Raw genomic sequence first — 20649 nt, 5'->3', positions numbered from 1 at the left:
CTGCGGTGCGTGGCAGGGAAACGGGCGGCGAGGAAAGTCGCTCTTGGCGGGCCTTGTGCTGATTTCTGAGGATAGAGGATAAAAGGCTTTAAAGCTGCGCACTAATCTGCAACACTTGCCAAAGCATTTTTTTAGTCAACACAATGTCACTTTATTATTTTGTATAATTTGCTAGTTGCCTTCCGAAAGCGGTCAGATGAGCCGCTGTGCACAGTCCGACGATAGATAATCCCTGCTTGGAAGCAGGTTTCTCACCTAACGCGAACACATGCCCGGCGAAGCGCGACCTTTGGTCAGTGAGTGTAAAGAATGAGCCACGGTAGTCAGGATGCTGAAATGAATAAGGTTTCAGCGACCGAGAATGATAATCAATTTGAACAGATGATGGATCGGAGCGGTCATGCGCCTTCGGCGGTGCATGACCGGTTCAATCGAGAGCGCGACGGAGAAGACGGGCGCGGTGCGGCAAAGCTTGGTCAGCAGGTCCTGTGTGGCGCGGATTTCCCGCAATCGGGCAAAAGCGGTGAACGGCTCGATATTTTCTTTGAGGAATTGGCGGATCTTTACCGATCCCAGATCGCGGTCATTTCGGGCGGTGAAAACCTGACCTATCAGGAGCTCGACGAACGCTCCAATCAGTTTGCGCGTCTGCTTAAGGCGCATGGCGTTGCACCGGGCGACCGCATTGGTCTGTTGCTCGACCGTTCTGCGGAGACCTATATCACGCTTCTGGCGGTGATGAAGGCAGGGGCTGCCTATGTTCCGCTTGCAACAGCGTTCCCGGAAGACCGGATGGCGCTGATCATCGAGGATGCCAATGTCAAACTGGTGATTTCCCTGCGCGCCTATGCCGAGCAGGTTGAGAAAATGCCAGTCCCGCATGTTTTGATCGACGATTGTGCTGCGGCGATTGCCGGACAATCCAAAGCTCGGTTCGAGACGGCGGCGAGAGCCGCAAATCCCGACGAGATCTGCTATATTCTCTATACATCCGGGACGACCGGTCGACCAAAAGGCGTTGCCATCCGTCATCAAAGCTTCTGCAACTTCCTGCGCGTTGCGGCCGCTTCCTATGGCTATCAGGCAAGTGACCGGGTTTATCACGGCATGACGATCGCCTTTGATTTCTCGGCAGAGGAATATTGGGTGCCGTTCGTGGCTGGTGCGACGGTGATACCCGCCCCGGGACCGTTGACGCTTGTTGGCGAGGAACTTGCCGATTTTCTGCGCGACAATGCGATCAATTGCATGGCCTGTAGCCCGACCCTGCTGTCCTCGATTGAAAGTGATGTTCCCAAGCTCCGGCTTTTGATGGTGGGCGGTGAGGCCTGTCCGCTCAATCTGGTTGCGCGCTGGAGCAAGCGCGGGCGTCTGCTGCTCAATACCTATGGTCCGACCGAGGCGACGGTGACTGCCACCATGGGTGTGTTGACGCCGGATAAGCCGGTGACGATTGGCGCACCTTTGCCGACCTATTCCATTGTCATCATTGATCCCAGCGAAGCCAAGCTCAGTGATCCTGACGAACTGGGTGAGATCGGCATTGCCGGCATCGGCCTTGCGGTGGGTTATCTCAACCGGCCGGATCTGACCGACCAAAAATTCATTCCCGATTTCCTGGGTCTGCCGAACAATCCGTCCCGGCGCATCTACCGCACCGGTGATCTCGGCCGTATCAACGCGGCGGGCGAGATCGAGTATCGCGGTCGCATTGATACGCAGGTCAAGATCCGTGGTTACCGGATTGAACTTGGTGAGATCGAAGCGGTGCTGTTGGATGAACCGGCCATTGCTCAGGCCGCCGTCACCACCTGGGAAGTGGAACCGGGTCGTGTGGAGCTGGTAGCCTATTATGCCCCGAAATCCGGCATGCCGCCGATCCAGCGGGCGGATATTGCGCGCGAGCTGAAACGGCGTCTGCCCTCCTATATGGTTCCGGCCTATCTGGAAGAGCTGGATGCGATCCCGATGACGGTATCCAACAAGGCGGATTTGCGGCAATTGCCCAAGCCGACCAATGTGCGGCTGTCGGCCGAGCGGGAACTGGTGGCGCCTGAAAATGACGACGAACGCTTTATGGTGGAAGCGCTGGCTGAGATCCTCAATCTTGATGTGGTTTCGGTCGACGATCATTTCTTTGACGATCTGGGTGCCAACTCGCTTTTGATGGCGCGTTTCTGCGCCCGTCTGCGCACTTCCCAAGGCTGGGAAATGGCGTCGATGCGCGATATTTATCTGCATCCGACCATCAGCGGCCTTGCACGGCATCTGTTGGTGCCGCAGCACACGGTCGCATCGGTGACCGAACAGAGCCTGACCCACAAGGCTTCCAATCTGGCCTATTGGGCATGTGGCGCCGCGCAGCTCGCTTTTTACGCGCTCTACAGCTATGTCGGCCTGATGTTCTTCGACAAGGGGTTGGACTGGGTCTATCTGAAGCTCGATGAGCCGGTGCAGCTTTATCTGCGCTGCGTTGTTCTGGCCGGCGTCAGCTTTTTCGGGATGACCGGCTTTGCGATCCTTGCCAAATGGCTGCTGATCGGTCGCTGGAAACAAGAGCGCTTTCCGATCTGGGGGCTGCGCTATTATCGTTTCTGGGTGGTCCAGACATTGATACGGACGGCGCCAGTTGTGCTGTTTCGGGGCAATCCGCTTTACAGCCTCTATCTGCGCCTGCTGGGTGCCAAGCTTGGTCGCAACACGGCCATTGAATGTCGGGCAATCCCGGTTTGCACCGACCTGATTTCGATCGGCGAAAACTCCATCCTGCGTCGGGAGAGCAATATTCTGGGCTATCGCGCAGAAAGTGGCTATATCCACACCGGGTCGGTGACCATTGGCAGGAACGCCTTTGTCGGTGTTGGCTCGACACTCGACATCGACACCGGGATCGGTGATGGTGCGCAGCTCGGACACGCATCGTCTTTGCAGCGCGGCCAGTTCATTCCCGATGGCGAGCATTGGCATGGTTCGCCTGCGGCGCAGACGACGGCTGATTACTGCAAGGTGCGCAGCATCACGCTGTCAAAAACCCGCCGTGTGATTTTTGAGCTGCTGCAGCTTATCGGCCTGTTCACGATCGTCACTCCGTTTCCGCTGCTTTTTCACAGCTACTGGCAGAATGTGAGCGATGATTATCAGGAGACGATCGGCATTGTCGCGATCGGCACCACGGTGACGCTGTTTGGCGCGATCGCCGTTTCATTGCTTGCGGCGGTGGCTGTGCCGCGCATTGTCCGGCTTTTCCTCAAGCCGAACCGCACCTACACATTGTACGGCTTTCATTACTGGCTGCAATCGCTGGTGGAACTGAGCAGCAATTCACGGCTGCTCAATCTGCTGTTTGGTGACAGCTCGGCGATCGTGCACTATATGCGCGCCATTGGCTGGAACCTCAATGAGGTGGTACAGACCGGATCGAATTTCGGGACCAATCAGCAGCAGGAGAATCCGCTGCTCTGCGAGATCGGCTCGAAGACCATGGTCTCGGACGGGCTGTTCATGATCAATATGCACAAGTCCGCTGCCACCTTCAGGCTGGAGCACACGCGGATTGGGGACCGCAATTATTTCGGCAACAACATCTTTTACCCGCCTGATGGCAGGACCGGGGATAATTGCCTTTTGGGGACCAAGGTCATGGTGCCGATCGACGGGGTGTTACGGGAGAATGTCGGGCTATTGGGCTCGCCATCCTTTGAAATCCCGCGCATTGTCAATCGTGACAAGGAACTGATCGCCAATATTGACGAGACGGATCGTCTGGCGCGGCTGCGGCGCAAGAATTTCCACAATCTGCGCACCGGTCTGATGTTCCTCGCCGCGCAGTGGCTGATGCTGTTTGCGACGATTGCCATTTGGGATCGCGCACTCAACTATTATGATGCCTGGACCCATAAGGCGTTGTTTGTCGCGGTCTTTCTGACTTCGGCGATCGCAATTCCCTTCTATATTCTGATCGAGCGTTTGTCGTTGGGCTTCAAAGGGCTCAAGCCACGTATGACCACCATCTATGACGCTGCGTTCTGGCGTCATGAGCGGCATTGGAAATTGTCGGATTCGCCGATTACACGGCTGTTCCCTGGTACGCCGTTCCGCCCGATGATCCTGAGAATGCTTGGCGTGAAAGTTGGCAAGCGCGTCTATGATGGCGGTGCAAATCTGACCGAACGATCGCTGGTGATTATCGGTGATGATGCGACGCTGAACGAGGGAGCGGTCATTCAGCCGCATTCGCTCGAAGAGGGCGCTTTCAAATCTGATTTCATCACCATTGGTAGTGGCTGCACGCTGGGTCCATCGGCATTCATTCACTATGGCGTGATCATGGGGGAAGGCTCGATTGTCGATGTGGATTCCTTTGTCATGAAGGGCGAAGTGCTTGAACCCTACTCGGTGTGGCGTGGCAATCCGGCCAAGCTGAACCGGTTTGTGGTGCCGGTTGACCCGCAGGGTGTTGTCCTTGCCGATGTTCGCCATGCAGGCAGGCTCTATCAGCGCGGCACAATGGCGCCCCTGGCTAAGCAAGGCTGAGCATGACGAAGCGGCCGTCAACCCCGATCCATGTTGAACTTGTCGCGGTGACCGATGCGATCCGGTCCCGCGTTGCGGCCCTTGAACTGGCTGAGGGGCAGCAGGATTTGGTCGCCTCCAATCGGGACTCGCTCTTTGAGGCCGACGCGGATCCCGATGCAAGGCCCATGGCCATTGTTGTTGATGGCAATCTGGTCGGTTTCTTGATGTATGATGCAACCAGTGAACCGGCCACCGCTCAGCTTTACCGCTTGATGATCGACCGTTGCTACCAGGGCCGAGGCTATGGTCTTGCTGCACTACAAGCTTTTCTGATGGAAATCAGGTCGATTGCCGCCATTAAACAGGTCAGCATCTGCTATGAGCCTGAAAATGTTGCCGCACGGCAACTATACGCGAAAGCGGGCTTTGTCGAGCAGGGCATCGACGCAGATGGCGAGATGATTGCAATCTTACCTTGCCAGAGGTGACCACCGATGATCGCCGATTTCAAACGGCTCTGTCCGGAAGGTATTTCACTCGGCTATCGCCGGGTTGAGCCCGGGGATGCCCGATTTCTGTTGGCAGAGGAACAGCGCAGCATTGTGACAAAGTCTTTGCCGCGCCGTGACCAGAGCGGGGCTGCGCGCTTTGTGGCGCGTCAGTTGCTGGCTGACCGTGGGATGGCTGAGATGGCTATCGGGCGTGCGCCATCGGGTGCGCCGGTCTGGCCGCAAACCATTGTCGGGTCTTTGGCTCATGACGATATGGTGGCTGTCGCAGCGATTGGCTCGGCGGCGGATTATCAGGCATTGGGTGTCGATGTGGAGCCGGCGATGGGATTGCCTGAGGAAATTCGCGCGCTTGTCAGGCATAAAGCTGATCGAACGCCTGAAAGCGCGGAAAGTGCTTTGATGGACAGGCTGCTCTTTTGTGCCAAGGAAGCAGTTTACAAGGCGGTGTTTCCGCTTGATCGTGTGATGCTGAATTACGAGGATATCTGCGTTGATTTCGTAAAAGGACGTGCAGAGACAAAGACAGGTCGTGGCGTGGAGCTGGTATACGCGTTGAATTCGCGGCTATGGGTGCTGAGCTATCTAAAACAGCGCAAGCCACTGTAATGCGCCAAGGCAGCACGCTTGTCTGGTCGCCTGGTGTGGCGTGGCGCAAGTCAGTCAAGAGCTTGAAAACAGCTCTGCCGCCGCGTCAAGCTGTTGATCCTTGTCAGGGCGCCGCCACCGGGTTCTAGGGCGCAGCTTTAGGATATCTTGGCTGCCAGTCGATCAGCTGTGAAACTTTCGGCCGAGACCTGCGATCGCCGCATCAATCCTCTCGGCTTTTGCGGCAATCCGGTGCCAGAGGCCGATCATCAGGCACAGCATCAGCCCCCAGGCGATGACCACGTCGGAAAGAAAATGCGCCCCAAACATCACCCGATTGAAGGCGGTGAACAGGGCGACAGGCACCATTATCGCCAGGGCAGAAAGCCGCCATTTTTCCGGAAAGAACACAAGCAGCGCCAGGCTTGCAGCGGCGGTTGCTGCTTCCCCCGATGGAAAAGAGCAGTTGCGATTGCACTGACCGGCAACCTGCCACAGCGGCGTGAACTCGGCCGATCCGCCGAATTCGATCAGGCTGCGTGGCCGCGCGCGCCCGATAAAATGCTTGAGTGCCTGCACGGTTAAAAACGGCCCGAGCAGGAAAGTCAGCAATACAAACAAGGCCTTATGGGCTGGCAGATGGCGGAACCGGTGCGGATTGATTGCATAGAGAAATGTGAAGCCGACCATGCTTGCAAGCAGGTAGAACGTCGCCCGCCTGTTGATGTCCCTTATGGCGAGCAGCAGGCTGTTATTCGACAGAGGAAATGCGTGCCCACGCGCAAAAAAGCGACTGACAGCCAGATCGAAGGCAGGAAACAGGATAAAAATAAAACTGGATACCAGAAGGATCGTGAGGACCTGGCTTGCCCAGATTGTTGATGGGCCATCATCGTGGATCCGATTGGCGGGGGAAGGGGTGTGTGATGCTGCGTCTTGCATGGAACCGGCCTTGAGAATTGACACGACCCGGATGTGATTGCTGATTGTCAAGAAACCATGGAGATTGCATCCGCGCTCTGTCGAACCCGGCCACCACAGCCTTTGCGGGCGTGGAAAACGAACGCTGAGAAATTGCCGGCGGATGGATTCTGCGCCATAAGTTCGACGCGAACTGGGGCTTTCTATTTTTGTTACGGGACAAGGGGGAGGTGAGAATGGAGAACAGTCTTGTTCTGATCGTTGAGGACGAGCCGGACATTGCGCATATTCTCAGTGCCTATCTCGAACGCGAAGGCTATCGCACGGTTCGCGCCGGGGATGGCGAAACCGCCTTGCAGCACCACGCGTTTCTTTCACCCGACATTGTCTTGCTCGACGCACGGCTACCCAAGCTGGACGGCTTTTCCGTGCTGGGCCGGTTGCGGCAAAACCACAACACGCCGGTGATCATGATAACGGCTCTGGCTGAGGACCTCGATCGCTTGAGCGGGCTCAGGCTTGGCGCCGATGACTATATTGTCAAACCGTTCAATCCGCAGGAGGTGGTGGCGCGGGTCAAGGCAGTGCTGCGGCGGAGCCGGGGAGAAACGGATCAAACCACACGGCGTTTTGGCAATTTTGAAGTGGATTTGAAAGCCTATACGGCCTTTGTCCATCAACAGGAAGGCAGGGTTGCTTTACAACTGACTTTAAGTGAGTTCCGCATCCTCGCCTATATGATCCGCCGACCAACCCATGCCTTTGAAAGAGCAGATCTTTTGGATGCCTGTCTGCCGGAGAGTGAAGCCTTGGCGCGCACCGTCGATACCCATATTTCCAATCTCCGCCGCAAGGTGGAGGAACTGGGTCAGCTGGGTTTTTTCTGCGCGGTGCGCGGAGTCGGCTACCGGTTTTGTGAACCCAGATGAGAATACCCACGCTCTCGCTTGCAACGATGACCGCGCTGATCATCACGGCGATGCTGCTGCTCAGCGTCGGTATGGCCTATCTGGGTGTCAGCTGGTATTCGGCCTATCTCGAGGCGGGGCTTTTGCAGCAATTGCCTGCCGACGCCGCATCCGCCTATCGCGACATGAATGCCGGCATCGTCCCTGACACTAAGGCGCTTAAGGCCCTGTTTGATCAGCTGAACGGTTTTTCGGAGCCGCTGGACTGGCATCTTTATATGTCGGTGCTGGTCTCGGGACTGCTGTCGGCAATGATCTGTAGCGCGATTGGAATCTATCTCGTCCGCAAAATTGCCCGGCCGCTCGAGCAATTGACCCGCGCGGCACAGGCTTTGGAGGGCGGCGATTTTTCGGTCCGCATGCTGCGCTCGCATCGTGGCACGCGCGAGGTGAAAAGCCTGATCGAAAGTTTCAACGCGCTTGCAACCAGCCTTGAGACGATGGAACAGCGGCTGCGCTTTAATACGATGGCTGTTGCGCATGAATTGCGGACACCGCTGACAATCTTGCAGGGAACCATGCAGGGCATGGTCGACGATGTCTTTCCGATGGAGAAAAAGGCGCTCGCCAGCCTGCTTCTGCAGGCCGAAGGCCTGTCACGGATTGTTGAGGATCTCAGGACGCTGTCGCTGGCGATCGGCCAGCAGCTTGTGACGCAGAAAGAGATGACTGATCTGGGGGGGCTGATGGATGCGGTGGTTGCATCGGCCCGTCCGATGCTGGACGCCCAAGGCATCAGGGTGGAAACTGCGCTTGCCGGGCATGCCGCATCGGTTGACGCACAACGCATCCGGCAGGCCATTCTGGCGCTGATCGAGAATGCCTGTCACTATGCGGCGTGTGGCGGCAGTTTGCGCTTTGAACTGGCGTTGGAAACGGGTGAGATCTGGCTGCGCGTCCTGGATCGCGGCCCGGGCTTTCCCGCGGATATCTGCGCGCGCGACCCCAAGCCGTTTCTGCGCGGAGAGGCCTCGCGCTCACGCGCCACGGGCGGCACAGGATTAGGGCTTTCGGTGGTTCAGGCGATCGCTGTCGCGCATGGGGGACGTTTGCAATTGACAAACAGGCCGGACGGGGGTGCCTGCGCAGCGCTGGTAATCCCGGCGCCTCGACCGGGCTAGAGTTTGCTTTCAGCTTTCGTTTGAACGCTATGCGGCTTCGATGTCGCGAAGGGGTGGGTTTCCGTAGAGGCGACTATATTCGCGGCTGAACTGCGAAGGGCTTTGATAGCCGACGCGATGGCCGGCCGTTCCGGCATCCAGCCGTTCGACAAGCATCAGGCGGCGGGCTTCGGTGAGACGCAGTTGCTTTTGATATTGCAACGGGGTCATGGCGGTAATGGCTTTGAAATGGTGGTGAAAGGATGAGGCGCTCATATGCACGTATTCCGCAAGATGTTCGACGCGGAGCGGCATCGCGAAATTCTGTCTTAACCAACCGATTGAGCGGGCGATGCGGTTGGCGTGGCTGTCAACGGTTGCGATGTTGATGAGGCGCTCTCCATCAGAACCTGAAAGCAGGCGATAGAGGATCTCCTGTTCGATGAGCGGTGCCATCACCGGAATTTCCGAAGGCGTATCAAGAAGGCGCAGCAGACGGATTGTTGCATCGAGCAGTTCGGCGGGCGCTGCATTGACCGCGATGCCAGTTTTGGCCGTCGAGCTGTCGGATTTTCGGCGCAGATCCATGCGCCCAAGCACATCAACCAGTTTCTCGCTGTCAATTGCCAGCGACAGGCAGAAATGCGGTGCCCCGACACTGGCCTGAGACACCCGCCATGTCACCGGCAGGTCGAGTGAGGTGACAAGATACTCGCCGGTTGCGTAATGAATGGTCTCAGTCCCCAGTTGCAGGGATTTTGCCCCCTGCAGCACCATGGCAAGACAAGGTCGGTAGCTTCCATGACAGGGGGTGCTGGGTTCTGAGCGCCGGCTGAGCGAGAGACCATCGATTGCCGTACGGATTTCTCCGTCCGCCTTGATGTGCCGCGCGGCCAGCGATGCAAGTTCGCGATAGGCTTGTGCTGAAGATGTCATGACGGCCTCTTGATTGCTTGTTCCATGCAAACCTATAAAGTGGATGCAGGCAGTCTGCGAGCAGCATAGAGCAATTTTTGCAGGATCGTGCAAGAAGCTTGCAGGATCGATCTACCTGCTTGCCGCTTTAATCCGCATAGTGCAGCGTCCCTTTCCGATGCCCATCCCTGTTTTATGATTGGAGTTTATTATGGCTATTGCAAGAGGCTATGCTGCAACCGATGCCGATCAGCCGCTGGTTCCGTTCACCTTTGAACGCCGTGAGCCCAACGCAGATGATGTCGTCATTGCGATCCACTATTGTGGCGTTTGCCATTCTGATATTCATACGGTGCGCAATGAGTGGAGAAACGCCGTCTATCCGATTGTGCCCGGCCACGAGATTGTTGGTGTGGTAACCGCGATTGGCGGCAATGTCAGCAAGTTCAAGATTGGTGACAGGGTCGGCGTTGGCTGCTTTGTCGATTCCTGTGTAGGCTGCGCGACGCGCGATCTTGACAATGAACAATATCTTCCGGGTCTGGTCCAGACCTACAACACCTTTGATCGCGATGGTGTGACACGGACCCAGGGTGGCTATTCTGACCAGATCGTGGTCAAGGAGGGCTACGTCCTTTCAATGCCTGACAATCTGCCATTGGATGCCTCTGCGCCGCTGCTTTGCGCCGGTATCACGCTCTATTCACCGTTGCGGCATTGGCAGGCGGGGCCAGGCAAGAAGGTGGCGATCGTCGGAATGGGTGGTCTTGGCCATATGGGGGTCAAGCTGGCCACGGCGATGGGTGCAGATGTCACCGTTCTCAGTCAGTCGCTTTCCAAAAAAGAGGATGGGCTGAAGCTTGGTGCCAAGGCCTATTACGCCACCAGCGATCAGGAGACTTTCAAGACGCTGGCCGGAACATTTGATCTCATCATCTGCACGGTCGGTGTGGCGATTGACTGGAACGCTTATCTGGGTCTGCTCAAGATCAACGGCACCATGGTGGTTGTCGGCGTGCCCGAAGATATGGTTCCGGTGCATGCGTTTTCGCTTGTGCCCGGACGCAAGACATTGGCGGGATCAATGATCGGTTCGATCAAGGAGACTCAGGAAATGCTCGACTTCTGCGGCAAGCACAATATTGTTTCGGAAATCGAGATGATTGCGATGAAGGACATCAATGAAGCCTATGAACGTGTGTTGAAGAGTGACGTTCGTTACCGCTTTGTCATTGACATGGCTTCGCTTGACGCGTGAGTTTTCAAGGGCGGCCATAACGGCCGCCCTATAGTTCTTGAAATCGTTTTTGTACTTGTACAGGTTTTTCCTGATTTTGCCGCCTTTTCAATCATGAAGTTATAGCGTCAGGAAAAGATATGGCGCGCAATAAGCTGTCTGGAACGAAGATAAAGACCCTCACAAGGCCGGCCATTTATTCGGTTGGTGACGGGTTGTATTTCAGAGTCCGTGCCGGTGGATCGAAACAGTGGGTATTCATTCATAAGCGATCAGTTGTACGGAAGGAAACGTGGCTTGGTGGATACGGCCAACGAACGGCCCCTGTCTCGCTGGCCTTGGCTCGTGAGAAGGCAGACGCTCTCCGCAAGAGACTTGCGTGATGCGAGCAACTGCATAGTCGCAAAACCTTTGCAGAAGTTATGGAGGATGTGCTGGACGTGAAGCGTGAAAGTTTCAGGAATGAGAAGCATAAAGCTCAATGGTTTATGACACTTAATAATGACGCCAAGCCGCTTCACAAAAAGCCGATTGCCGACATTACCCGTGATGACATTCTGGAAGCTCTCAAACCTATTTGGACGAGAATACCGGATACCGCAGACCGGACACGCCAGCGCATTGCCGCTGTCATAGATCATGCAAAGGCGCGTGGCTTGTGTGTCGGTGATAATCCTGCCGATTGGCGCGGCGGGCTGAAAGAGCTTCTTCCGGTGCAAAAAAAGATAGCACTTGGACATGCAGCCGTAGCTTACAAAGACTTACCAGCCGTCATTACGAAGCTTCGTGAAAGCGGCTCAGTGGCGGCTTGTGCCGTTGAGTTTATAGCATTGACCGCTGCGCGGTTCTTCCACAAATAGCAAAGGCCTTGTCATGCGCATCGAATACCATCTCCTGGCTCTCTCGCATGTAAGCACGGACAAACATCATCCGGCTATAGCAAAGCCGAACATGAGCGACCGTCACAGTTGTTGTCACGCCGTTAAGACGGATAATCTCCTGGCTCCAGTCAAACTGATACGCCTCACCAGCTGACTATATAAGGGGAATATAGGCATGGGCTGATGTCGTTCCTCGAGCCTTTGACCAAGTGTGAGCATAACGTCGAACTGCATCATAACTGCCATCGTAGCCCAGGGCGCGAACCTCTTCGTAAATCCGAACCAGAGTCAGCCGTTCGCGTGATGTCTTACCTTCATTGGCAACCAGAAACCGTTCAGTCTTATCTTTCCACGCCCCGATCTTCGGGAGTGGTTGGCTAGTGTGATTCCACTTCATACCGCAAAAGCAGATTGTACCTCTTTCAGCCTCGGTTCGCCGGGACTTTTTGCTAGCGAACCATAGGGCTAAATGAATTGTGGGTGAAGCGAGCGGTATCTGGGTGTTCTATATGACGATCTCTTGAAGGAGGTTGTCATGAAATTTTTGTCAGAACAATAGTAATGCTGGCCTGCATTTTAACTGGTAGCATCGGAATCGCTTTTGCAGAACAAGCGCCTCCGCCTCCCGGACAATGCGAAGAGTATTATATGAAGGGCAAGACTTATAAATGCTGCGTAGATTTGATTGGGCTATGGGAATGCAGAGAAGTTGGTAGGTGAGTAATCCCGCCAGCGATTAAAAGTGATACGAAGTTGTGCCCCGCCTAGTGCGGGGTTCTCTTATAGCCCCACGGCTACAGGTTCCTTTCCTTTTGGCTTGCAAGGCGCATTGAGATTACTGAAGGGCTTGCGCCCCCAGAACTCGGAACACCACAGCAATGATAATCTGGCCGTTTAGTTCGCCAATCGCGCTGCGGGATTCGATTTGGCCCTACCTTCAAAAACCTGTTTTCCCTCCTCGTCCACCACACAGACAGTGGTTTCCCGCTGCGATACATCCAAGCCACCCTAGTGTTTCATTGCAGTATCCCTCCATGCTAACGGTGCAAATATTGAATGCCTTTTAGGGAGCAAAGGCGAGCAATTACGTCATCGCGTGGAAGCCGGCCGCTCTTGACATCATTCATATCACCGTTTTCGTTCTTCAAACTAAAGAGATAATTTTCCAGTGATGGAGTTTACTACATCGGAAATGATGTAGTAAACTCCATCATGCCAAATGCGAAACAGATCACAAAACGGCGCATGAAACGGTCGGACACTTCGTTCATTGAACTGTCTATCTATGAGGTTCCTGTGCCGCTTAAAGGCTCGGCACACAACTACAAATATCGCCTTGCATACGTTGTTTCAGACATATGCACCATGCGTTACGACAACGAAGCTGGCAAAGGCGATCACAAGCATATCGGGGCCGTTGAGCTGCCTTATTCGTTCATCGACCTAGAAAAGCTGTTGCGTGATTTCTTCTCTGACGTGGAAAGGATGGAACAATGAAGGCACTCAAAATCAATGTGGCCCCTAAGGAGGCCATTATTTCCGACATTCTATCTGGGGCAAATGCAGATATGAGCGTTTACTCCTTCTCGACCTATGACGATCTACATCGGACTTTGACACCGAAACGCATTGCTATTGTCGACGCCATGGCTGGCAAAGGTCCGCTTTCTATGCGGGAAATTTCACGGCTTGTCGGACGGGATTTCAAGGGTGTTCACACCGATATAACCGCTCTAGTCAGTATCGGCCTTATCTACCGGGACGAAAGTGGCAAGGTGGTTCTTCCTTTCGATGAACTTCACATCGATATCTCTCTGCATGCACATGCTGCGTGACAGAAAATGGATGATGAGCAGGAAGACACCGAAGATATTCGCCGTATTGTAGCACGCATAGCGTCTGGCTAAGAAGAATTAATCCCGGCCGAGTACGTCAACCGCATGATCGACGGCGAGAACACAATCAAGGTACGGCGTGACTTTCGCGGCATGACTGGCAAGGCTCTTGCTGACGCTGCCGGTTTAAGCGCTCTATACGTTTCGCAAATTGAAAGTGGCGCCCGCGAAGGTTCGCTTGCTGCCCTCAAGAAGATTGCAGAAGCCCTCAGGGTTACGATTGACGGGATAGTTTGAGGAAACATTATGAGAATCCGTCAGCGCCGTAACGGCGATTGGTGCATGGAGCACAACGCCATAAAAGCGCCTTATGCCGTCGAAAAAGAGCACAGCGGAGGCATTGTCCGCTTACGACCTCGGCGACGAGGATCGGGAAAAGCATATTGCCCTTCATGTCGATCAGGACACAGCGGTAGCGCTTAGCCGCGCTCATTTCAAAACGATCGCTCTCAAACTTGGCCTGCGGAGTGATTAGAAATGACCTGAAAGGGACAAATAAGCGGCTTGACCAGCTTATGTCGGTTTTGGCGCAGGACAGGAAATAAAAGAGGCACTCTGAACCAAGGGAGTGGGGCTCTGTCAATTCAGAGTGCAGCGCTTGAAGAAACCGAGGAAATCAAGTGTGGATGCAATGAACCATGATAGCTGAATTATGCCAATCGCAAGAGGGTGGAGCAAATTAGCGGGCCTTGGTTAACACACGGAGTGTCGTTACCAAGGCCCTATAGGGAGCGTTCCGCACCCCCTATCTCTGCAAAAAAAGAACCCCGCCGAAGCGAGGGAATTACGGGGGAATATTTGGCTACGACTAGATTGCTCTCGGGATCATATAAGTGCAACCCGCAGTTTGTTGGGTGTTTTATGGTTAACGTGGGGGCAGTGAAACTTAAACAGAAGCGCGATTAACCAGCATTGATGCCTGGTTAATATGGTTATGGCACAAGATAAAAAAGATATAAAAAAGGCAATAAAAACAACGGAAAAGGCGGCCACGACGGCTGCCTTTTCTGGAAGGAAACGGCTCAATGTGTTCCGACGGCTTTTCCATAGACGCGGATGACATTTCTGACGGCTTCGACCATCAGTGCATGGGGCGTGGCTTCAACCTTGCCGGATGCAACGGCCGGATAAAGTGTTCCGAGATACTGGCTGATCAGCGTTTCCGGAATTTTGCGGCCTTCAAGACGCTTAAGCAACGCATTGACGGCAGCCGTGGCTTCCGGATGTGGCCAGTAATAGCGAATGCGGTCGCTATAGGAGAAATGGCGCTGAAGACGCAGCTCTTGCGCATCGCCATGATAGTATTTCTCCCAGTTCTTGGGCTCGTTGAGAAGCAGCTTCTCCAGCTTGCCACGAACGGTCTCTTCTTCCGGCAGTTTGTCGAGGAAAGCTGCAATCTGATCAAGGCCGTAGAGTGCTTCACGCAGCGCGAAAGTGAGGCCCGGTCCGACTTTCAGAATGGCAAAGCCATCATGAACCAGCGCCGACAGCGCCTCAACCGGCTGATAGTCGGTCGAATGGGCTTCAAAGACGAATTGCGGTGTCTGGTTGAGAACGCCGCTTAAAGCACTCGCCTTGTTGCCATCGTAATAGACAACGTTTTCATTGCCGAATTCCACGCCCGGCTGCACGACAACGCCGATGGCGCGAGAGAATGCATCCTCTAAGCCAACAGCTGCAAAGGCCTTGCGATGAATGGCGATGGTTTCAAGGGCCGCATCTGGCTTGGTCAGTTCCAGATCTTCGATTTCTTCCATTGCGCCGCCCGGGATCGGAACTTCCGTACCGACAATATAGACAGGCAGATCAAAGCCGGATTCAGCGGCTGCTTTTTCCGCAACCTTGGCGAGACGGGCCGCACGTTCAGCGGTCACGGCATCAGGCAACGCAACCGGCTCGCCAGCACAGCCCATGGAGGTGTCGAGGTGGATTTTGGTGAAGCCTGCACGCACAAAGCCATCCATCATCACTTCGGACTTGGCCATGGCTTCTTCAGCAGACAAGTGCTTCCAGGGATTTGGGCCGAGGTGATCGCCACCCAGAATAAGGTGCTTGGTGTCAAAGCCGAGACGCGCTGCGATGTCTTCGACAAAACGGCGGAAATCAGCCGGTGTCATGCCGGTATAGCCGCCATCCTGATTGACCTGATTGCAGGTGGCTTCGATCAGAACGTCGGTCTTGGTTGCAATGCCTTCAAGAAGAGCTGCTTCGATAACCAGAGGATGTGCCGAGCAGATCGAGGTGATGCCTCCACGCGCACCGCTCGCGTAGCGGGCGGGAAGTTTGCTCAAGGTCTGCGTGCTGCTCATAACGGGACTCCGTTTTTTGCGATGAATGCATTGATTTCATCCATCGTGGATGTGCCTTCCATCGGACCTTTGACACCGACGGCGCGCGCGCCTGTCGCGTTGGCTATCGTCAATGCTTCCTTTGGTGCGAGGTCGCGCAACCAGCATGTGACGAAAGCTGCACCAAAGCTGTCACCTGCGCCAGTCGGATCGATCTCATCCACTTTGAAGGCGGGTGCCGTGACTTCGCCAGACTGGTCGAAATAGCTTGCACCGTCAGCGCCACGCTTGATGACAATTGCCTTGATGCCACGCGCGAGTAGCTCTTCAATGGCTGCCTTTTCGTCAGTCGCCTTGGTGAAGAGGAAAATCTCAGCTCCGCTCGGCATGAACAGATCGGTATGTTCCAGCGCGTGTAAGAGGGCCTCGCGCATACCCGGGAGATCAAGCATTTCCTTGCGGATATTCGGATCAAAAGAGACCGTGCCGCCTTTTGCCTTGATGCGCAGCGTTGCCTCGTGGATCGAAGTGACAATGCCATCAGAGAAAAGCGCAGAGCCCATGATATGCAGATGGTCGGCAGTCTCGATTAGCTTTTCCGCTTCAGCTGTCAGCGCAATCGCGCTGCAGGCACTGTGCTTGATGTTGAAGATGAAGTCGCGATTGCCGTCGGGACGATAACGCACGAACGCGCTGCCAGTGGCGGCTGTTGGATGCACGCTGATTGCTGAAACATCGACGCCGTCTTTTTGCAGACGTTCGATGTTGAGCGCGCCAAAGTCGTCATTGCCAACGGCGCTGACAATGCCACAGGGTTGCCCCATCCTGGCTGCCTGGTCAATGAATATCGCCGGTGCGCCGGACGCAAAAGGGCCGATCAGTGGAATCGCACTTTTGAAGCCGTTGCCGGTTTCGATGGCCATGATCTCAACGACGATTTCGCCAATTGTGATGATCTTTTTCATAGGAGCACCAAGTTATGTTCTGACGGATTTCGAGCGGACATCAAGCCAGACGGCGACGAGAATGACCACGCCCTTAACGATGAGCTGATAAAAATATGGCACTGACAGCATGTTCATGCCGTTGTTGATGACGCCAATAATCAAAGCACCGAGGATTGTGCCGACCATGGTGCCGACACCGCCGGCAAGCGATGTGCCGCCTAAAACAACAGCTGCAATCGCATCAAGCTCGTAGCCCATTCCAGCATTGGTCTGCGCCGATGACAAACGTGATGAGAGCAGAATGCCGCTGATTGCGGCCATGACACCCGACAGCATGAAGACGAGGATCTTGATGCGATCGACACGAATGCCGGAATAGATCGCGGCTTCCTTGTTGCCGCCCGCCAGATAGATGCGACGGCCAAAAACTGTTTTGGATAGCAGCACATAGTTGACGAGAAACAGTACGCCGACGATCCAGATGATGATTGGCAGGCCGAGCCAGCTCTCAGACCCGATTGCGAGCCAGGTATCATTCTCGATAATTTCAGGCGCTCCGTTGGTTGGCAGGCTGACCATGCCACGATAGATGCCCATGGTGGCGACTGTCACAATGAAGGACGGAAGCATGAGCTTTGCCGAGAGCACACCGTTAATCCCGCCCATAATGGCGCCGGCTGCCAGGGTGAAGATAACCGTTGGCGCAAAACCGAAGCCCATGGAAAATGCCTGTGCCGCCACCATGCCAGCAACGGCAATGATGGAGCCGACGGAGAGGTCAATTTCACCGAGCAGGATCACATAGGTCATGCCGTAGGCCGCAACAGCGATGACGGCAACCTGCTGCATGATGTTCATGACGTTGTTGAATGCGAGGAAGCGAGGGTTCAATACTGCAAAAACAAGGCAGAGGACGGCCAGCGAAATGACAATACCGCCATATTGACGGATCATCGGAGAAGAGAAAAGCGAACGACGAATTTCTGCATCCGCGGCTTTTTTCTGAATATCTTGTGCGTTGCTCATTGATGCATTCCTGCTGCGTAGCTCATGACCGTTTCTGGTGTGAGGCCATCGGTGTCGAGTGTTGCGGCGACATGCTTGTTATGCATGACGACAACGCGATCACTCATTCCCAAAACTTCTGGCAACTCGGACGAAACCATCAGGATCGCCGCGCCTTGGGCGGCAAGTTCACGGATGATGCGATAGATTTCAAATTTTGCGCCGACATCGACGCCACGGGTGGGCTCATCCAGAATGAGGACTTCGGGCTTCATCTGGAGCCACTTCGCCAGAACAATCTTCTGCTGATTGCCACCACTGAGGGAACCCGCGATTGTATCGAGGGAAGCGGTCTTGATCGCCAGCCTCAGCACTTCAGCTTTTGCGCTCGCGCGCTCAGCGGCGGAGCGCATCATGCCAAAAGGTCCGGCGAGTTGCCCGAGAGCAACCATGTTGATGTTGCGTTCAACGCTTTGCGGCAGAACAAGGCCTTCTTCCTTGCGGTTCTCGGTCACAAAAGCGATGCCATGGGCAATCGCCTGTGCTGGAGAGGCAAGAGTGATTGATTTTCCATCCAGTAAGATCTCGCCGGTTGGATGGAGCATCCCGAAGAGTGCCTTCATCACATCCGAACGGCCAGAGCCGACAAGACCAAAAAGCCCTAAGACTTCGCCCGGTTTCACATCAATGGATACATTGTTGAATTTGCCGGAAACGGAAAGCTGGTTGGTTTTCAGGATGGGAGGAACGATTTTTGGCGGCGGCGGGGCTTCACGAGGGGGATAGATGTCGTTCATCTCACGACCGACCATCAAGGCAATCAGTTTTTCAATGCTGGTCCGGCTTTTTTCAGTCGTTGTTACATATTCACCATCGCGCACGACGGTAATGTCGTCGGACAGTCGCATGATTTCTTCCATGCGGTGCGAAATATAAATGACCGCTGTACCGCGCGCTTTGAGCCGTTCAATGATGGTGAAAAGAATCTCGGCTTCGCTGTCAGACAGCGATGATGTCGGTTCGTCTAGAATGACGACGTCAGCGGGTTGGCTCAGCCCCTTGGCAATTTCAACCAACTGTCGCTGCGCAATCGATAGATCGCCGACTTTGGCACGCGCGTCGACGGGCAGACCGAGTTCTGCAATGAGCTTGCTGGCTTCTGCGTTGAGTTCTCGTTCACGGATAAAGCCAAAGCGGCTAGGCTCATTGTTTGCCAGAATGTTTTCGGCAACCGATAGGTTGCGAGACAGGCTTAACTCTTGGAACACGATTGAAATGCCGCGGGCGCGTGCGTCGCGCGGGTTCTTGGGTGCGTAAGGGTCGCCGTTCAGCACAATCGTGCCTGATGTTGGTTTAAAGACACCGGCAAGGATTTTCATCAGGGTGGATTTGCCGGCGCCGTTTTCGCCAAGCAATGTGTGCACACGCCCGCGTCGAACAGTCAGGTTCATGCGTTTGAGTGCAACAACAGGGCCAAATGTTTTGGCGACATTGCTGATTTCGAGCACAACATCCTGATTGGTGGCTGTCGCAGAATTGATAGCGGTCATCGGAAATCTCCGCTCTCCATTTGGGGTCTTAATTTGTTAGGCTTGAACATGCGCCAGCGACAGCCTTGTATCGATCATGTGCTGCGGCGGCACTGACGCGTGGTGAGCGTCGTGCCGCCGCGCACGAAAGCGAAACGACGGCTGGGAGGAGATGCCGTCGTTTCACGCGGTTTTACTTGGTTTCGCCGTCCTTGGTGACAACGCCCGGTACGATGGGCTGCTTTGCAGGAACCTCTTCGCCCTTGATTACTTTGACTGCGGTTTCAACGGCGACCTTGCCCATTTCATCAGGATATTGCGCAATCACGCCGACCATGATCGGGTCGTTCTTCACCGCGTTGCGGGCTTCTTCCATGCCATCAAAGCCGATAACCTTGACCTGCTTTTCAAGCTTTGCAGCTTTCACAGCGGAAGCGGCTGCAAGAGCGGCGTCATCGCCAAAGCCGAAGATACCCACGATATCCGGATTGGCCTGAATGATGTTCTGTGCTGCTGCCAGGGCTTCCGAACGGGTGATGCCAGGCTGGATCGATACGATCTTGATGTCGGGATGATTTGCGATTGCCTTTTTGAAGCCTTCGACGCGGTCCACGACCGATTGAACGGTCGGATATTCAATCACCGCAACATTGCCTTTGTCGCCAATGGATGCCGCCATCAATTCGCCAGCCTTTTCACCGCCAGCAAAATTGTCGGTGCCAACAAAGGAGGTGACATCAATATTGTTGGCGGGCACATCCACTGTGATGACCTTGATACCGGCTTTCTGCGCCTTGGTAATTGCCGAGCGGATGCCCTTGCTGTCGACGGGCGAAATGATGATCACATCAACGCCCTTGGTGATGAAATCCTCGACATCCGCCAGCTGCTTGCTCAGGTCCTGATTGGCGATGGAGACTTCCAGCGCAACGCCCTCGGTGGTCGCCTGCTTCTTCATCGCCTCGGCGAGGGAAATATAGAAGGGATGCTGCTGGGTGAGTAGCGATGCGCCAATGCCTTCGGCGGAAGCGATACCGCTGAGCATTGCCAGGGCAACGCCAGAGAAGAGAATATGGGCGAGCGACTTACGAAACATGTTTTCCTCCGACGAGAACCGGCCTGGCCAGCTCCTCCTGATAATTGGGACCCGTGCGCAATCCGGGCGGCGTGGACACCGAACCGGTGACCAGGTCGTGTGGAAGGCAGGCTCCTTGCGTGGCTCAAGCGAGCCGATATAGAAATGCGGAAGCTTGTTCCGGGAGTCAATATAAAAATTAGCGCGTGTAAAAAAGTGAATGATTTTTATACGGGATTTCGCAGCGATACCGCGTTGTTTTTGGGAGGGATATGC

General features: G+C 54.9%; 18 protein-coding genes and 1 pseudogene. 11 read left to right on the top strand and 8 right to left on the bottom strand.

What is annotated here, in order from left to right:
• Window positions 1-336: 336 nt before the first annotated feature.
• From ABWV94_RS21870 to ABWV94_RS21860, 3 genes are read left to right on the top strand one after another with little or no spacing between them, the layout of a single operon-like run.
• The gene (locus ABWV94_RS21870) at window positions 337-4533 is read left to right on the top strand and encodes a Pls/PosA family non-ribosomal peptide synthetase (RefSeq protein ID WP_353415326.1); all 4197 of its coding nucleotides are present in this window, start codon (window positions 337-339) and stop codon (window positions 4531-4533) included.
• A 2-nt stretch (window positions 4534-4535) separates the two neighbouring features.
• On the top strand, window positions 4536-5003 hold the full coding sequence (locus ABWV94_RS21865; RefSeq protein WP_113500001.1) for a GNAT family N-acetyltransferase: 468 nt from the start codon (window positions 4536-4538) through the stop codon (window positions 5001-5003).
• Window positions 5004-5009: 6 nt separating this feature from the next.
• The gene (locus ABWV94_RS21860; RefSeq protein WP_353415325.1) at window positions 5010-5633 is read left to right on the top strand and encodes a 4'-phosphopantetheinyl transferase family protein; all 624 of its coding nucleotides are present in this window, start codon (window positions 5010-5012) and stop codon (window positions 5631-5633) included.
• Window positions 5634-5795: 162 nt separating this feature from the next.
• On the opposite strand, the gene ABWV94_RS21855 is transcribed toward ABWV94_RS21860, so the two are convergent.
• Window positions 5796-6554 carry a phosphatase PAP2 family protein gene (locus ABWV94_RS21855; protein WP_353415324.1) on the bottom strand — a complete coding sequence of 253 codons (759 nt, stop codon included), beginning with the start codon at window positions 6552-6554 and terminating at the stop codon, window positions 5796-5798.
• Between the two features lie 215 nt (window positions 6555-6769).
• On the opposite strand from ABWV94_RS21855, the gene ABWV94_RS21850 reads away from it, so the two are divergent.
• Both ABWV94_RS21850 and ABWV94_RS21845 read left to right on the top strand, forming a co-directional pair.
• Window positions 6770-7462 (top strand): response regulator, encoded by a 693-nt coding sequence (locus tag ABWV94_RS21850; RefSeq protein WP_353415323.1) that lies wholly within the window; start codon window positions 6770-6772, stop codon window positions 7460-7462.
• 26 nt (window positions 7463-7488) lie between these two features.
• Window positions 7489-8622 (top strand): ATP-binding protein, encoded by a 1134-nt coding sequence (locus ABWV94_RS21845; RefSeq protein ID WP_353415322.1) that lies wholly within the window; start codon window positions 7489-7491, stop codon window positions 8620-8622.
• Between the two features lie 27 nt (window positions 8623-8649).
• On the opposite strand, the gene ABWV94_RS21840 is transcribed toward ABWV94_RS21845, so the two are convergent.
• Window positions 8650-9537 (bottom strand): AraC family transcriptional regulator, encoded by an 888-nt coding sequence (locus ABWV94_RS21840; protein ID WP_353415321.1) that lies wholly within the window; start codon window positions 9535-9537, stop codon window positions 8650-8652.
• 190 nt (window positions 9538-9727) lie between these two features.
• Between ABWV94_RS21840 and ABWV94_RS21835 the strand changes: the two genes are divergently transcribed.
• From ABWV94_RS21835 to ABWV94_RS21825, 3 genes are all read left to right on the top strand, one after another.
• Window positions 9728-10774: an NAD(P)-dependent alcohol dehydrogenase gene (locus ABWV94_RS21835; RefSeq protein ID WP_113499988.1), complete on the top strand. Its 1047-nt coding sequence runs from the start codon at window positions 9728-9730 to the stop codon at window positions 10772-10774.
• A gap of 119 nt (window positions 10775-10893) precedes the next feature.
• Window positions 10894-11136, top strand: coding sequence for an Arm DNA-binding domain-containing protein (locus ABWV94_RS21830; RefSeq protein ID WP_353415320.1), 243 nt, complete (start codon window positions 10894-10896; stop codon window positions 11134-11136).
• 39 nt (window positions 11137-11175) lie between these two features.
• Window positions 11176-11613: a tyrosine-type recombinase/integrase gene (locus tag ABWV94_RS21825; protein ID WP_353415319.1), complete on the top strand. Its 438-nt coding sequence runs from the start codon at window positions 11176-11178 to the stop codon at window positions 11611-11613.
• On the opposite strand, the pseudogene ABWV94_RS23365 reads toward ABWV94_RS21825, so the two are convergent.
• Window positions 11582-12031 (bottom strand): annotated as a pseudogene (locus ABWV94_RS23365) (IS21 family transposase); the annotation flags it as partial. The gene ABWV94_RS21825 and the pseudogene ABWV94_RS23365 sit on opposite strands and share 32 nt — an antisense overlap.
• An 848-nt stretch (window positions 12032-12879) precedes the next feature.
• Here ABWV94_RS23365 and ABWV94_RS21820 point away from each other — a divergent pair.
• The 3 genes from ABWV94_RS21820 (at window position 12880) to ABWV94_RS21810 (ending at window position 13766) form a co-directional block, all read left to right on the top strand.
• The gene (locus ABWV94_RS21820) at window positions 12880-13131 is read left to right on the top strand and encodes a toxin-antitoxin system TumE family protein (RefSeq protein WP_353415318.1); all 252 of its coding nucleotides are present in this window, start codon (window positions 12880-12882) and stop codon (window positions 13129-13131) included.
• Window positions 13128-13469 (top strand): HVO_A0114 family putative DNA-binding protein, encoded by a 342-nt coding sequence (locus ABWV94_RS21815; protein WP_353415317.1) that lies wholly within the window; start codon window positions 13128-13130, stop codon window positions 13467-13469. The genes ABWV94_RS21820 and ABWV94_RS21815 overlap by 4 nt, the downstream gene beginning before the upstream one ends.
• A gap of 105 nt (window positions 13470-13574) precedes the next feature.
• Window positions 13575-13766 (top strand): helix-turn-helix domain-containing protein, encoded by a 192-nt coding sequence (locus tag ABWV94_RS21810; protein ID WP_353415316.1) that lies wholly within the window; start codon window positions 13575-13577, stop codon window positions 13764-13766.
• A 785-nt stretch (window positions 13767-14551) separates the two neighbouring features.
• On the opposite strand, the gene ABWV94_RS21805 is transcribed toward ABWV94_RS21810, so the two are convergent.
• From ABWV94_RS21805 to ABWV94_RS21785, 5 genes are all read right to left on the bottom strand, one after another.
• Window positions 14552-15838: a D-tagatose-bisphosphate aldolase, class II, non-catalytic subunit gene (locus tag ABWV94_RS21805; RefSeq protein WP_353415315.1), complete on the bottom strand. Its 1287-nt coding sequence runs from the start codon at window positions 15836-15838 to the stop codon at window positions 14552-14554.
• Entirely contained in the window at window positions 15835-16782 is a 948-nt protein-coding gene (locus tag ABWV94_RS21800; RefSeq protein ID WP_353415314.1) for a tagatose kinase, read from the bottom strand. Before ABWV94_RS21800 ends, ABWV94_RS21805 begins: the two co-directional genes overlap by 4 nt.
• Before the next feature lie 12 nt (window positions 16783-16794).
• Entirely contained in the window at window positions 16795-17718 is a 924-nt protein-coding gene (locus ABWV94_RS21795; protein WP_353415333.1) for an ABC transporter permease, read from the bottom strand.
• A gap of 68 nt (window positions 17719-17786) precedes the next feature.
• A complete protein-coding gene (locus ABWV94_RS21790; protein WP_353415313.1) occupies window positions 17787-19319 on the bottom strand; it encodes a sugar ABC transporter ATP-binding protein in 1533 nt (510 codons plus the stop codon).
• Window positions 19320-19491: 172 nt separating this feature from the next.
• Window positions 19492-20394 (bottom strand): substrate-binding domain-containing protein, encoded by a 903-nt coding sequence (locus ABWV94_RS21785; protein ID WP_113499295.1) that lies wholly within the window; start codon window positions 20392-20394, stop codon window positions 19492-19494.
• Between the last annotated feature and the right edge of the window lie 255 nt (window positions 20395-20649).

It is taken from the genome of Brucella sp. NBRC 12953 (assembly GCF_040369775.1).
Lineage (GTDB): Bacteria > Pseudomonadota > Alphaproteobacteria > Rhizobiales > Rhizobiaceae > Brucella > Brucella pseudogrignonensis.
The sequence above is the reverse complement of the archived record's forward strand: the minus strand, read 5'-3'. Positions and strand labels throughout refer to the sequence as shown.